At 73.3% G+C, this 11719-nt stretch carries 12 protein-coding genes; 6 read left to right on the top strand and 6 right to left on the bottom strand.

Going from position 1 to position 11719, the window contains the following annotated elements; all coding sequences use genetic code 11:
* Nucleotides 1–35: 35 nt before the first annotated feature.
* From AAT21_RS00185 to AAT21_RS00210, 6 genes are all read right to left on the bottom strand, one after another.
* A complete protein-coding gene (locus tag AAT21_RS00185) occupies nucleotides 36–458 on the bottom strand; it encodes a type II toxin-antitoxin system VapC family toxin (protein WP_046774714.1) in 423 nt (140 codons plus the stop codon).
* Entirely contained in the window at nucleotides 455–685 is a 231-nt protein-coding gene (locus tag AAT21_RS00190) for a FitA-like ribbon-helix-helix domain-containing protein (RefSeq protein WP_046774715.1), read from the bottom strand. The genes AAT21_RS00185 and AAT21_RS00190 overlap by 4 nt, the downstream gene beginning before the upstream one ends.
* Before the next feature lie 169 nt (nucleotides 686–854).
* The gene (locus tag AAT21_RS00195; RefSeq protein ID WP_030662809.1) at nucleotides 855–1118 is read right to left on the bottom strand and encodes a Txe/YoeB family addiction module toxin; all 264 of its coding nucleotides are present in this window, start codon (nucleotides 1116–1118) and stop codon (nucleotides 855–857) included.
* Entirely contained in the window at nucleotides 1115–1387 is a 273-nt protein-coding gene (locus tag AAT21_RS00200; protein WP_046774716.1) for a type II toxin-antitoxin system Phd/YefM family antitoxin, read from the bottom strand. Before AAT21_RS00200 ends, AAT21_RS00195 begins: the two co-directional genes overlap by 4 nt.
* A gap of 131 nt (nucleotides 1388–1518) precedes the next feature.
* Nucleotides 1519–2733, bottom strand: a complete 1215-nt coding sequence (locus tag AAT21_RS34275; RefSeq protein ID WP_157879604.1) for an SH3 domain-containing protein — start codon at nucleotides 2731–2733, stop codon at nucleotides 1519–1521.
* A gap of 49 nt (nucleotides 2734–2782) precedes the next feature.
* Entirely contained in the window at nucleotides 2783–4114 is a 1332-nt protein-coding gene (locus AAT21_RS00210; protein WP_046775465.1) for an MFS transporter, read from the bottom strand.
* Between the two features lie 93 nt (nucleotides 4115–4207).
* On the opposite strand from AAT21_RS00210, the gene AAT21_RS00215 reads away from it, so the two are divergent.
* The 6 genes from AAT21_RS00215 to AAT21_RS00240 all read left to right on the top strand — a co-directional run bounded on the left by AAT21_RS00215 (nucleotide 4208) and on the right by AAT21_RS00240 (nucleotide 11621).
* Nucleotides 4208–5194 (top strand): LysR family transcriptional regulator, encoded by a 987-nt coding sequence (locus AAT21_RS00215; protein WP_046774717.1) that lies wholly within the window; start codon nucleotides 4208–4210, stop codon nucleotides 5192–5194.
* Between the two features lie 97 nt (nucleotides 5195–5291).
* Nucleotides 5292–6659 carry a nitrate/nitrite transporter gene (locus AAT21_RS00220; RefSeq protein ID WP_046774718.1) on the top strand — a complete coding sequence of 456 codons (1368 nt, stop codon included), beginning with the start codon at nucleotides 5292–5294 and terminating at the stop codon, nucleotides 6657–6659.
* Nucleotides 6660–6754: 95 nt separating this feature from the next.
* Nucleotides 6755–7936: a uroporphyrinogen-III synthase gene (locus AAT21_RS00225; protein WP_046774719.1), complete on the top strand. Its 1182-nt coding sequence runs from the start codon at nucleotides 6755–6757 to the stop codon at nucleotides 7934–7936.
* Between the two features lie 9 nt (nucleotides 7937–7945).
* Nucleotides 7946–8494, top strand: a complete 549-nt coding sequence (locus tag AAT21_RS00230; RefSeq protein ID WP_046774720.1) for a GNAT family N-acetyltransferase — start codon at nucleotides 7946–7948, stop codon at nucleotides 8492–8494.
* Between the two features lie 144 nt (nucleotides 8495–8638).
* Complete coding sequence (locus AAT21_RS00235) at nucleotides 8639–9199, top strand: CGNR zinc finger domain-containing protein (RefSeq protein WP_046774721.1); 561 nt, start codon at nucleotides 8639–8641, stop codon at nucleotides 9197–9199.
* Nucleotides 9200–9302: 103 nt separating this feature from the next.
* Nucleotides 9303–11621, top strand: coding sequence for a HelD family protein (locus AAT21_RS00240; protein ID WP_046775466.1), 2319 nt, complete (start codon nucleotides 9303–9305; stop codon nucleotides 11619–11621).
* The last annotated feature ends 98 nt before the right edge of the window (nucleotides 11622–11719 follow it).

Genomic DNA, 11719 nt, shown 5'->3' on the forward strand with positions numbered 1-11719 from the left:
CGAAGGCCCCCTGACCTGCGAAAAATCTCGCCAGGTCAGGGGGCCTCCGTCATGTGGGACGCAGTGATGACCTTGATGTGGCAGCGCGGCTGCTGAACGCCGCGTTTGATGCGCTCGTCCGCCGTCAGCAGGGGGACGCCCAGTGCCTCGGCGAGGGCGACGTACGTGGCGTCGTAGGCGGAGAGGTTGGCGTACAGCTTTCGGATCCGGGGGAGCAGGGGGCCCGTCTCGTGCCGCTGTACGCGCAGCCCCTGGTAGGTCTTGAAGTGCTCGTCGAGACTCTCGGGGGCGATTTTGGAGCCGCGTGCCATGCCCAGAAGGGCGGAGGCGATCTCGGTGTCCAGCAGGTAGGGAGCGGCGAGAAGGTCTTCCTCGCTGATCCGCCGGCGGGCAGCGGCGCCCCGGGAGCCCTTGTCCGTGAGGAACAGGACCAGGGCGGAGGAGTCCGCGACGATCAACGGCCCGTCCTGCCCGCGTCGATGGCGTCGAGGACGTCCTGGATGTCGATGTCCTCCGTGGCGTAGCGCTCGGCGCGGTCGGCCATTTCGGCGAGCGTGGGCTGGGTGGCGTCTCGCGTGACGAGGCTGAGCAGGTAGCCCTGCAGGGACTGCCCGGCCTCGGCGGCCCGGACCTTTATGCGGCGGGCGACGTCATCGGGGACTTCCCGGATCGTGAATGCAGTCATGACTGCATTTTATCGTCGATGCAGTCACTTTGCAGTCTCGCAGACGGGCTTGTGGGCGGCTTCGATTCCCGTCATCCCCACTCGTCCCATGGGGGCGAAGCCCCGCAGCCCTCGGCTGCGGGGTCTTCGGCTTCCCGCGCCGCCGACGGGCCGACGGCATGCCAGGACGTCAGTCCGAGTAGTGGTAGCGGGCCTTGAGGATCTTCACTTCCTTGTCGTCGGCCCGGTAGACCAGTCGGTGCTCGTCGTCGATCCGGCGGGACCAATAGCCAGTCAGGTCGCCCTTGAGCGGTTCGGGCTTGCCGATGCCGGCGAAGGGGGACCGTTGGATCTCCTGGATCAGGCGGGTGATCCGCTTGGCCATCTTTCGGTCGGCCCCGAGCCAGAACAGGAAGTCCTCCCAGGCGTCCGGATCGAAATGGACGCTCCTCACTCGTCACCGGCCAGGGCCTGGAGCTCCTCCAGGGTCTTCGCCACGCTCGCCGCACCTTCCCTGTCCCGTGCGACGGCTTCCATCAGCCGACGGGCATTCGCGGGGGACCGCAGCAGGTAGACCGTCTCCTGCCAGGAGTCGTAGTCGGCCGCCGACATGAGCACCGCGTCACCGTTCTTGGAGCTGATGCGTACGGGGACGTGGTCGTCGTTGACGCGTTCGATGAGGGGGAACAGCGTCTTGCGAGCCTCGCTGGCGCTTATGGGCATCTGCCGCCTCCATTCAGAATGGTACCGGGTTATGGTACCGCTCACGTACCGGATTGTGGTACCGGAGGTGGGCTCGTGCGGGGAAACGGGCCCCGGCCGGGTGGCCGGGGCCGGTCAGGCTTGGGCGGTGATCAGCAGAACGGGACCTTGTTGAGGTTCAGGGCGTAGCGGGCGGCGATCCAGCCGCTGCCGTCGGCGAGCTTGTACCAGATCGAGTTGCCGTCGACCTTCTGGCCGTTGACCTTGCACTGGAGGGCGACGACCGAGCCGGTCTTGAGCTTGCCCTTCTGCGCGTACTTCGTGCCGGGGCCGGAGCGGACGCCGAGACCCTTGCCGGGAGAGACGATCTTGGCCTTGGGGTGCTCGTGGTGGTCCTTGCCCTTGCCGCCGTCACCCTTGCCGCCGCACTTGCAGTCGCCGGGCTTGCCGGGCTTGCCGGTGTCGCCCTTGGGGCCCTTCGGACCCTGCGGGCCGGCCGGGCCGGGCTTGCCGGGGTGGCCCTTCGGGCCCTGGGGGCCGGCGGGGCCCTGCTTGCCGTCACGGCCGGGCTTGCCGTCCTGGCCCTTCGGGCCCTGCTTGCCGGTGTCGCCCTTCGGGCCCCGCGGACCCGCCGGACCCGTGTCGCCCTTCGGGCCGTTCGCGGGACCCGGCTCGCCCTTCGGGCCGCGCTTGCCGGTGTCTCCCTTGTCTCCCCTGTCGCCCTTCTCCCCCTTGGGGCCGGGCTCGCCGCGATCGCCCTTGTCTCCCTTGTCTCCCCTGTCTCCCTTGTCGCCCTTGGGACCGGGCTTTCCGGGCTTGCCGTGGTTCCCGGGCTTTCCGGGCTTGCCGTCGTCGCCCTTGTCACCCTTGTCGCCCTTGGGGCCCGACACCGGGGTGGCCACGGCGAACAGGGCCGGTGCGTCCACGTCCGTCGCCCACTCGCCGCCGGTCAGCGTCGTGCCCCGGGGGGCGTCGCCGTCCACCCGTACCGCCACGGACAGCTGGGTCTGCTCCTGCGCCGCGAAGCGGAAGCCGGCGCGGGTGCCCGCCTCGCAGGTCAGCAGGCGCGCGTCGGACGACCGGGTGCACGGCGCCGCCGCGCGGGTGCCGTTCCAGTAGAAGCGGGTCTCCGGGAAGGTCGTCCGCTCCGGAGCGGTGATGCGGAAGGTGCCGCTGACGACCGGCTCCGCACCGCCCCGGGCCGCGATGACGACGCGTCCCGTGGCCCCGGGGGCGATGGTGGGCACATAGGGCTGGTGGAAGCGGATGTCCGCCGAGTCGGCGGACGCGGGGACCGTCGGGGCGAGGCAGGCGGCGGTGACGGCCGCGACGAACAGGGCGGCGGGCACGGAACGGTAAGCAGGCACGGGTGGTTCCTCCGCAAAGGGAAGGGCGCTGAGGGGAAAGCACCCCCAGTTATCGCGGATCCCCGGCGGTGGCCGTGCGTACCACGCGGGAATGATCACTCGGGCGCCGGATCGATCGCCCTGTCAGGGCGATCACCAGAGCGATCAGCGCGGCCGCCGCCGGTACCGCGTACGCGGCGACCGGGCCCGGCCCCTCCACGACCCAGCCGGCGCTCGCCGAACCGGCCGCGATGCCCGCGAAGATGGCGGTGACCGCCAGGGTCATGCCCTCGTTGAGCCGCCCCTCGGGGATACGGGCGTGGACCTGCGACATCGCCGAGACCATCGTCGGCGCCGTGGCCATGCCGGCCAGCAGGAGGGCGCAGGCCAGGGCGGTCACGGAGCCGGTGGCCGCCGCGGCCCAGGGGAGGGTCATCGAGGCGGCCAGGACGCACACGCACGCCTTCAACGAGCGGGCGCGCAGGGTGCCGTAGAGCAGGCCGGCCGCGCACGAGCCCGCCGCCTGGAGAGCCAGGACCAGCCCGGAGGCGGCGCCCAGGCCCTGGAGGTCGAGGTAGGCGATCGAGGAGACCTCCATCGAGCCGAAGACCACGCCCGTGACGAGGAAGAGCGGCAGCAGCGGGCCCAGCGCGCGCAGCGGTGAGCCCTGCCGCGGCGTCGCCGTCACGGGGGGCTGGGTGGTGCGGCAGGAGGTGAAGACCAGCATGCCGGTGAGCAGCAGGGCGGCCCCGGCGAGGGTGCCCGCCTCCGGGAACACGGCCCCGCACAGGAAGGCCGCCAGTACCGGTCCGAGCATGTAGCACAGCTCGTCCGCGGCCTGTTCGAAGGACATCGCCGTGTGGTGGGCGGCGGGGGAGTCGCGCAGCAGGTGTGTCCAGCGCGCCCGGGACATGCCGCCGATGTTGGGGGTCGTGGCGGTCGCCGCGTAGGAGGCGAAGAGCGTCCAGGCGGGAGCGCCGGTACGGACGCACGCGACCAGGGACAGCGAGCCGAGCACCGCGATCAGGGTGGCCGGTACGGCGATCCGGGCCTGGCCGTGGCGGTCGGTCAGACGGGCGGTCCAGGGCGCCACCACGGCCGTGGCCGCCAGCCCGGTGGCCACGACCGCGCCGGCGAGCGCGTACGAGCCCCGCTGGCCGGCGATCATCATGACCGCGCTGATCCCGAACATGCCCATCGGGAGGCGGGCGATGAGGTTCCCGGCGGTGAAGCCCCGGGCGCCGGGCACCGCGAACAGCCGGCGGTACGGGCCGGCTGCCCGCCCTGCGCTACGGGCCCGGGCGGCGGGCGCGGTGGGGGCGGCGTCGCGAACCGTGTCACGAACGGCGCCGGGGGCGGTGTCGGTGGCGGTGAGGACGAGGGTGCTGCCGGTGACGGTCATGAGGGGCATGGATCCACCCTCGGCCGGGGCGGGGTGCACCGTCCAACACCTGTTCCGAAGCCATTCACCCGTTCCTGTTGTTAGTCTCCGGGGGTGAATCCCCGTGATGTGGAACCCCGGCTGCTGCGCGGGTTCGTCGCCGTGGCCGAGGAGCTGCACTTCACCCGGGCCGCCGCCCGCCTGTACGTCGCCCAGCAGGCCCTGAGCCGGGACGTCCGGCGGCTCGAACAGACCCTGGCGGCCACGCTGTTCGTCCGCACCACCCGCGCCGTCGAGCTGACCGCCGACGGGCAGCGCCTGCTGCCCCTGGCCCGCCGTGTGCTGCGCGCGCACGAGGAGTTGACGGACGCCTTCACGGCCGGGGCCGCGGCCGGCGCGGCACCCCGGCCGCTCCTCGTCGACCTGAACACCGATGGCCCCGGCACCGCGCGCACCGTGCTGGAACGGGCCCGCGAACTCGCCCCGGACTGCGAGCTGATGGCCCGCTTCGAGAGCGGGCTCACCCACGCCGCCGCCGAGGTCGCGGCCGGCCGGCTCGACGTCGCCTTCGGCTACGCCGACGGTCTCGACCCCGCGCTGCGGGCCCCGCTCGCGCAGCGGCCCGTACGGTACGAGCCGCTCGCCGTGCTGCTGCCCGAGGGGCACGCCCTGGCCGCGGGAGAGTCCGTACCGCTCGACGCGCTGGCCGGGGAGACCGTGTACGCGGGCGCCGGGAACCCGCGGACCCTGGAGTGGACGGGGCTGGCGCGCGAGCTGTTCGCCGGACGGGGGATCCTCATGGCCCCGCCCGCGCCGGTCGCGATCGGCAAGGAGGAGTTCCGCCGGGTCATGGTCAAGACCGGCAACCCGGTCCTGGCGACCGTGGGATTCCTGGACATGCCCGGATGCGTGAAGCTGCCGCTGACCGACCCGGTGCCGCTGTCACCGCTGTCCATGGTGTGGCGCAAGGGTTTCAGCCACCCCGGACTGGATGCCCTGCACGCCGCGGCCGACGGCCTGGCGGCCGAGTGCGGCTGGCTCCGGCCCCCGGCGGGCAGCTGGCTGCCGGCCCCGCTCACACACCGCCCGGGCGGCGGGTGAGAGCAAGGTTTCCCGGCGGTCATCCGGCGGGGACCGGGGCCGAAACGCGCCCTTCCTACGGTCGGTTCCACGGACGCGACAGCTGTGGAGGCGTGTGATGACCGGAACCGCACCGCGCAAGCGGGGCCGCTGGATCGAACAGTGGGATCCCGAGGACGAGACCTTCTGGAAGGAGACCGGGGAGCGCGTCGCCCGCCGCAACCTGCTGTACTCCGTGCTCTCCGAGCACATCGGATTCTCCATCTGGTCCCTCTGGTCGGTGATGGTCCTCTTCATGGGCCCCGAGTACGGCATCGACCCGGCCGGAAAGTTCTTCCTGATCGCGACGGCGACCTTCGTGGGCGCCCTCGTGCGTGTGCCGTACACCTTCGCCGTCGCCCGCTTCGGCGGCCGGAACTGGACCGTCCTCAGCGCGGTGCTGCTGCTCGCCCCGACGGTCGCCGCGATCGTCGTCATGGAACCGGGCACCTCCTACGGGACCTTCCTGCTCGTCGCCGCCCTCACGGGGGTGGGCGGCGGCAACTTCGCGTCCTCCATGACCAACATCAACGCCTTCTTCCCGCTCCGGAAGAAGGGCTGGGCGCTCGGCCTGAACGCCGGCGGCGGCAACATCGGCGTGCCTGTCGTCCAGCTGGCCGGCCTGCTCGTCATCGCCACCGCCGGCGCCGGCCACCCGAGGCTGCTGCTGGGCGCCTACATCCCGCTGATCGTGCTCGCCACGGTGCTGGCGGCCGTACGGATGGACAACCTGGCGCCGGTGCGCAACGACACCGGCGCGGTCCGCGAGGCCCTGAAGGACGCACACACCTGGATCATGGCGTTCCTGTACATCGGGACGTTCGGGTCCTTCATCGGCTACAGCTTCGCCTTCGGCCTCGTCCTCCAGACCCAGTTCGGGCGCACCCCGCTCCAGGCGGCTTCGCTGACCTTCATCGGACCGCTGCTCGGCTCGCTGATCCGGCCGGTGGGCGGGGCGCTGGCCGACCGCTTCGGCGGGGCCCGGATCACCCTGGGCACCTTCGTCGCGATGGCCGCGGCGACCGGAGTGGTCGTGCTCGCCTCGCAGCGCTCCTCGCTGCCGGTCTTCCTCGTCGGGTTCGTGGCCCTGTTCGTCCTGAGCGGGCTCGGCAACGGCTCGACGTACAAGATGATCCCGGGCATCTTCCAGGCGAAGGCGCTGGCCCGCGGAATGAGCGGCGAGAGCGCCGCGGCGTACGGGCGGCGGCTCTCCGGCGCTTCCATGGGCCTGATCGGCGCGGTCGGCGCGCTCGGCGGGCTGGGCATCAACCTGGTCTTCCGGGAGGCGTTCCGCACCTCCGGATCCGGCACGACCGCCTTCGTCACCTTCCTCGGCTTCTACGCGCTGTGCTGCGCGGTGACCTGGGCGGTATACCTTCGCCGCCCGGCGGCGGTGACGGCCGAGGCGGCCGAGGCCCCGGCGAAACCGCAGCTCACGTCGGTGTAACCGGGGCGAAATACAGGTGAACCGAGTCCGACATGCCGAGTTGGCAGGCTCGGTTCACCCGTACCGCCCCCCCATGCGTCAGTAGGCAGGTCACGATGGATGACAGGAACACCGGCCCGCTCGCGGGATTCACCGTCGGGGTCACCGCCGCCCGGCGGGCGGACGAGCTCATCGCGCTGCTGCGGCGGCGCGGGGCGGCGGTGCTGCACGCGCCCGCGCTGCGGATCGTGCCGCTCGCCGACGACAGCGAACTGCTGGCCGCCACCAAGGAACTGATCGGCTGCCCGCCGGACGTGGTCGTCGCCACCACCGCGATCGGCTTCCGCGGCTGGGTCGAGGCCGCCGACGGATGGGGGGTCGGCGAACAGCTGCTGGAGACGCTGCGCTCCACCGAACTGCTGGCGCGCGGGCCGAAGGTCAAGGGCGCCATCAGGGCCGCCGGGCTCGTGGAGGAGTGGTCACCGGAGTCCGAATCGCTCGCCGAGGTACTGGACCGGCTGCTGTCGGCCGGGGTGGCCGGCCGGCGGATCGCGCTCCAGCTGCACGGGGAGCCGCTGCCCGGCTTCGTCGAGGCGCTGCGGGCCGGCGGGGCCGAGGTGGTGGTGGTCCCGGTGTACCGGTGGATGGCCCCGGAGGACCTCGCCCCGCTGGACCGGCTGCTGGACGCGATCGTCGGTGGCGGTGTGGACGCCGTCGGCTTCACCTCGGCCCCGGCGGCGGCCTCGCTGCTGTCCCGGGCCGGGGAGCGGGGGATGCGGGAGGCCGTCCTGGACGCGCTGCGCGGCGGCGGGCCGCTGACCGCGTGCGTCGGGCCGGTGACGGCGCTGCCGCTGCAGGCGCTCGGCGTGGACACGGTGCAGCCCGAACGGTTCCGGCTGGGCCCGCTGGTGCAGCTGCTGTGCCGGGAGCTGCCCGGCCGGGCCCGGGTGCTGCCGGTGGCCGGGCACCGGCTGGAGATCCGGGGCCACGCGGTCCTCCTCGGCGAGGAACTGCGGCCGGTGCCCCCGGCCGGGATGGCCCTGCTGCGGGCCCTGTCCCGGCGCCCCGGTTGGGTGGTGGCCCGCGCGGAACTGCTGCGGGTGCTGCCGGGCGCGGGGCGCGACGAGCACGCCGTGGAGACGGCCATGGCCCGGCTGCGGGCGGCGCTCGGAGCGCCGGGCCTCATCCAGACGGTGGTCAAGCGCGGGTACCGGCTGTCGCTGGACGCGGGCGGCGAGGAGAAGTACGGGGAGCTCCCGCAGGACGCGGCGGTGACGGCCAGAGGGGTCCTGGGCTAGCGTGCCGGGATGATCGTTGACGGGGTGGAGATGAGGGCCGTCGCGCCGGACGACGCCGCCGCACTGGCCGAGGCGTTCGCGCGGAACCGGGCGAACATGGCGCCGACCGAGCCGGTCCGGCCCGACGCCTTCTACACGGAGGCGGGGCAGCGGGAGCGGATCGGGCAGCAGCTGGAGTCCCGGGACGCCGGCCGGCTGCTGCCGTTCGTGTTCGTGGACCTCGCGAGCGGCACCGCGCTGGGGACCATCAACCTCGGCAACATCCAGCACGGACCGCTGAGCAGCGGCGGCCTCGGCTACTGGGTCGACGAGGCCTGCCGCGGCAAGGGGCTGGCCACGGCCGCCGCCCGGGAGGTCTGCCGGATCGCCCGTGACGAGGTGGGGCTGCACCGGGTCGAGGCCGGGACCCTGGTCGACAACACCGCCTCGCAGCGGGTGCTGGCGAAGGCGGGCTTCGAGCAGTACGGACTCGCGCCGCGCTACCTGCACATCAACGGCGCCTGGCGCGACCACCGCCTCTTCCAGCGCATCCTCCACGACCACCCGCCGGCGGTCTAGCCCTTCCAGCCCCTCCGGCGTTTGAGGAGCGGGGTCCCGGGCGGAGCCCCGGCAGCGGTGCGCAGCACCGGTCCGGGGGCTTCCCCAGCGGGCAGCGGACCGGCACTCTGGGGAGGCGCCCCACGACGCGAGGCGGTGACGGGCATGCGGTTCGATTCCGGGCGGGTCTGCCTGGACCTGGTGGCCACTTTCACCCCCCACGAGGGGATCCCGGACGGCGACGAACTGCGGCTGTGGCTCGCCGGAGCCGGGCTCGTGCCCGACCGGACACCGCTGGCCCGGGTGGGCGCCGACTGGGCCGCGGCCTTCCGCGCCCTGCGCGCCGACGTGGAGACCCTCGTACGGGCGGAGCTGTCCGGGGGTGAGCCCGACGAAGACGCCCTGGCCCGGGTCAACGCGCTGGCCGCCGGACCACCCCCGGGTCTGTGCGCCGTACGGGACCAGGAAGGGCACCTCGTACGGGAGTTGTGCGGCGGCGTGGAATGCGGTGCGCTGCTCGCGGCGGTGGCCCGTGACGCCGTCGAGCTGCTGACCGACCCCGGTGACCGCGCCCTCCTGCGAGCCTGCGCGGGCGACGGCTGCACCCGTGTCTACCTGGACACCTCCCGCGGCCACCGCCGCCGGTGGTGCTCCAGCGAGCTGTGCGGCAACCGCGAACGTGTCGCCCGCCACCGCCGGCGGCTCCTGGCGTCCGGATCCCGGTAGCCGGTGTACCACTGAGCGAGACGCGTTCCGGAACGGGCGTGCGGACAGGGGGCCGGTTCGCGTACGGTTGACGGTCGCCCATGCACGTCAGAAGGGGGCCTTGGTGGCCGCGCAGGATGCCGCTGTCGACAGCACGGCGGATTCCGTCCGCGATCGGGAGATCGCGGTCGAGCAGACGCATCTCGACCAGGTGTACCGACGCCTCGAGGAGAAGATCCACGAGGCCGAGTTCCTCATGAACGACGCCGCGCAGCGCGGCCAGGTCGGTACGCCCGGAGCCCTGGCCGAGCGCGACGCGCAGGTCTTCCGGGCGGGCATCCACCTGAACCGGCTGAACAACGAGTTCGAGGACTTCCTCTTCGGCCGCATCGACCTGGTGCTCGGCAAGGACGGGGAGCGCGGGCCGGACGGCGCGTACACCTCCGTCGAGCCCGCCGACGCGGCGATCCGCGAGGACCTCACGGCCGACATCGCCGAGACCCTGCACATCGGCCGCATAGGAGTCCTGGACTCCGACTACGCGCCGCTGGTCATCGACTGGCGCGCGCCGGCCGCCGCGCCCTTCTACCGCTCCACGCCCAAGGACCCGGGCCGTGTCGTGCGCCGCCGCGTCATCCGCTCCAAGGGCCGCAAGGTGCTCGGTGTCGAGGACGACCTGATGCGTCCCGAGGTCACCGCCTTCCTCGACGGCCGTGAGCTCCCCGCCATCGGTGACGGCGCGCTCATGGCCGCGCTCGGGCGGGCCCGTACCCACTCCATGCGCGACATCGTGTCCTCCATCCAGGCCGAGCAGGACCTGGTCATCCGGGCCCCCGCCGCCTCCGTCGCCGAGGTCGCGGGCGGTCCCGGCACCGGAAAGACCGCCGTCGCCCTGCACCGCGCCGCCTACCTGCTCTACCAGGACCGCCGCCGCTACTCCGGCGGCATCCTGATCGTCTCCCCGACGCCGCTGCTCGTCGCGTACACCGAGGGCGTGCTGCCCTCCCTCGGCGAGGAGGGCCAGGTCGCCATCCGGGCGCTCGGCTCGCTGGTCGACGGCGCCGAGGCGACCACGTACGACGACCCGTCCGTGGCCCGGATCAAGGGCTCCTCCCGGATGCTCAAGGTCCTGCGCAAGGCCGTGCGCGGCACCCTGGAGCTCGGTGACGACCGCGGGCCGGCGCCGGACCGGCTGCGGGTGGTGGCCTTCGGCCGCCGCCAGGAGCTGGAGGCCGACGAGCTGAACCGGATCCGGCAGAACGTGCTCGGCGGCACCGCGCCCGTGAACCTGCTGCGTCCGCGCGCCCGCAAGCTGCTGCTGGACGCCCTGTACGCGAAGACCGGCGCCTCCGGCCGGCACAGCGACCCGGAGCTCGCCGCCGAGCTGCGCTCCGCTTTCGACGAGGACATCTGCACCGAGGACGACTTCATCGGCTTCCTGAACGCGTGGTGGCCCGAGCTGACCCCGCGCCGGGTGCTCGCCGCGATGGCCGACGAACGCAAGCTCGGCCGCTGGTCGCGCCGGGACCTCAACCCGCGCGAGACCCGTCAGCTGGCCCGTTCGCTGCGCCGGGTGGGCGCGGACGGCAAGGGCCCCCTGTCGGTGCACGACGTGGCGCTGCTCGACGAGCTCCAGCAGCTCCTCGGCGCTCCCGCGCGGCCGAAGCGGAAGCGGGAGATGGACCCGCTCGACCAGCTCAGCGGGCTGGAGGAGCTGATGCCGACCCGCGAGGAGACCCAGTGGGAGCGGGCCGAGCGGCTCGCGGCGGAGCGCACCGAGTACGCGCACGTCATCGTGGACGAGGCCCAGGACCTGACGCCGATGCAGTGGCGGATGGTGGGCCGCCGGGGCCGGCACGGCACCTGGACGGTCGTCGGCGACCCGGCGCAGTCCTCCTGGACGGATCCGGAGGAGGCGGCCGCCGCCCGCGACGAGGCGCTGGGGTCCCGGCCGCGCCGGCGCTTCACGCTCACGGTCAACTACCGCAACCCGGCCGAGGTCGCCGAGGTCGCCTCCCGCGTGCTGCGGCTGGCGATGCCCGGGATGGAGCCGCCGTCGGCCGTGCGTTCCACGGGGCTGGAGCCGCGGTTCACGGCCGCCGACGGGGAGCTGGGCGCCGTGGTGCGGGAGGAGACGCGGCGGCTGCTGGAGCAGGTGGACGGCACCGTCGGTGTGGTCGTGGCCATGGACCGGCGTGCGGAGGCCGCGGGCTGGCTCGCCGACCTGGGTGAACGGGCCGTGGCCCTGGGCAGCCTGGAGGCCAAGGGTCTGGAGTACGACGCCACGGTGGTGGTCTCCCCGGCGGAGATCGCGGACGAGTCCCCGGCGGGCCTGCGGGTGCTGTACGTGGCGCTGACGCGTGCCACGCAGCAGCTGACGGTGGTCTCGGCCGAAGGGGACAAGCCGGACGCGGACGGGGTGCCCGAGCTGCTGCTGGCGTAGCGGTGACCGGCCGGCGTCCGGCCGGTCACGGACGTACGGCCGGATGGTCCGCGGCCAGGCGCGTGGTCCCGGGAACCGACCGCGACCAGGGGGATCAC

Source organism: Streptomyces yangpuensis (assembly GCF_001005295.1).
Lineage (GTDB): Bacteria > Actinomycetota > Actinomycetes > Streptomycetales > Streptomycetaceae > Streptomyces > Streptomyces yangpuensis.

Bases quoted from the DNA above. Each gene is read 5' to 3' on its own strand.
- AAT21_RS00220 (WP_046774718.1), top strand. From the start codon at position 5,292: ATGACCGGAACCGCACCGCGCAAGCGGGGCCGCTGGATCGAACAGTGG.
- AAT21_RS00210 (WP_046775465.1), bottom strand. From the start codon at position 4,114: ATGACCGTCACCGGCAGCACCCTCGTCCTCACCGCCACCGACACCGCC.
- AAT21_RS00235 (WP_046774721.1), top strand. From the start codon at position 8,639: ATGCGGTTCGATTCCGGGCGGGTCTGCCTGGACCTGGTGGCCACTTTC.
- AAT21_RS00225 (WP_046774719.1), top strand. From the start codon at position 6,755: ATGGATGACAGGAACACCGGCCCGCTCGCGGGATTCACCGTCGGGGTC.
- AAT21_RS00190 (WP_046774715.1), bottom strand. From the start codon at position 685: ATGACTGCATTCACGATCCGGGAAGTCCCCGATGACGTCGCCCGCCGC.
- AAT21_RS00200 (WP_046774716.1), bottom strand. From the start codon at position 1,387: ATGCCCATAAGCGCCAGCGAGGCTCGCAAGACGCTGTTCCCCCTCATC.
- AAT21_RS00230 (WP_046774720.1), top strand. From the start codon at position 7,946: ATGATCGTTGACGGGGTGGAGATGAGGGCCGTCGCGCCGGACGACGCC.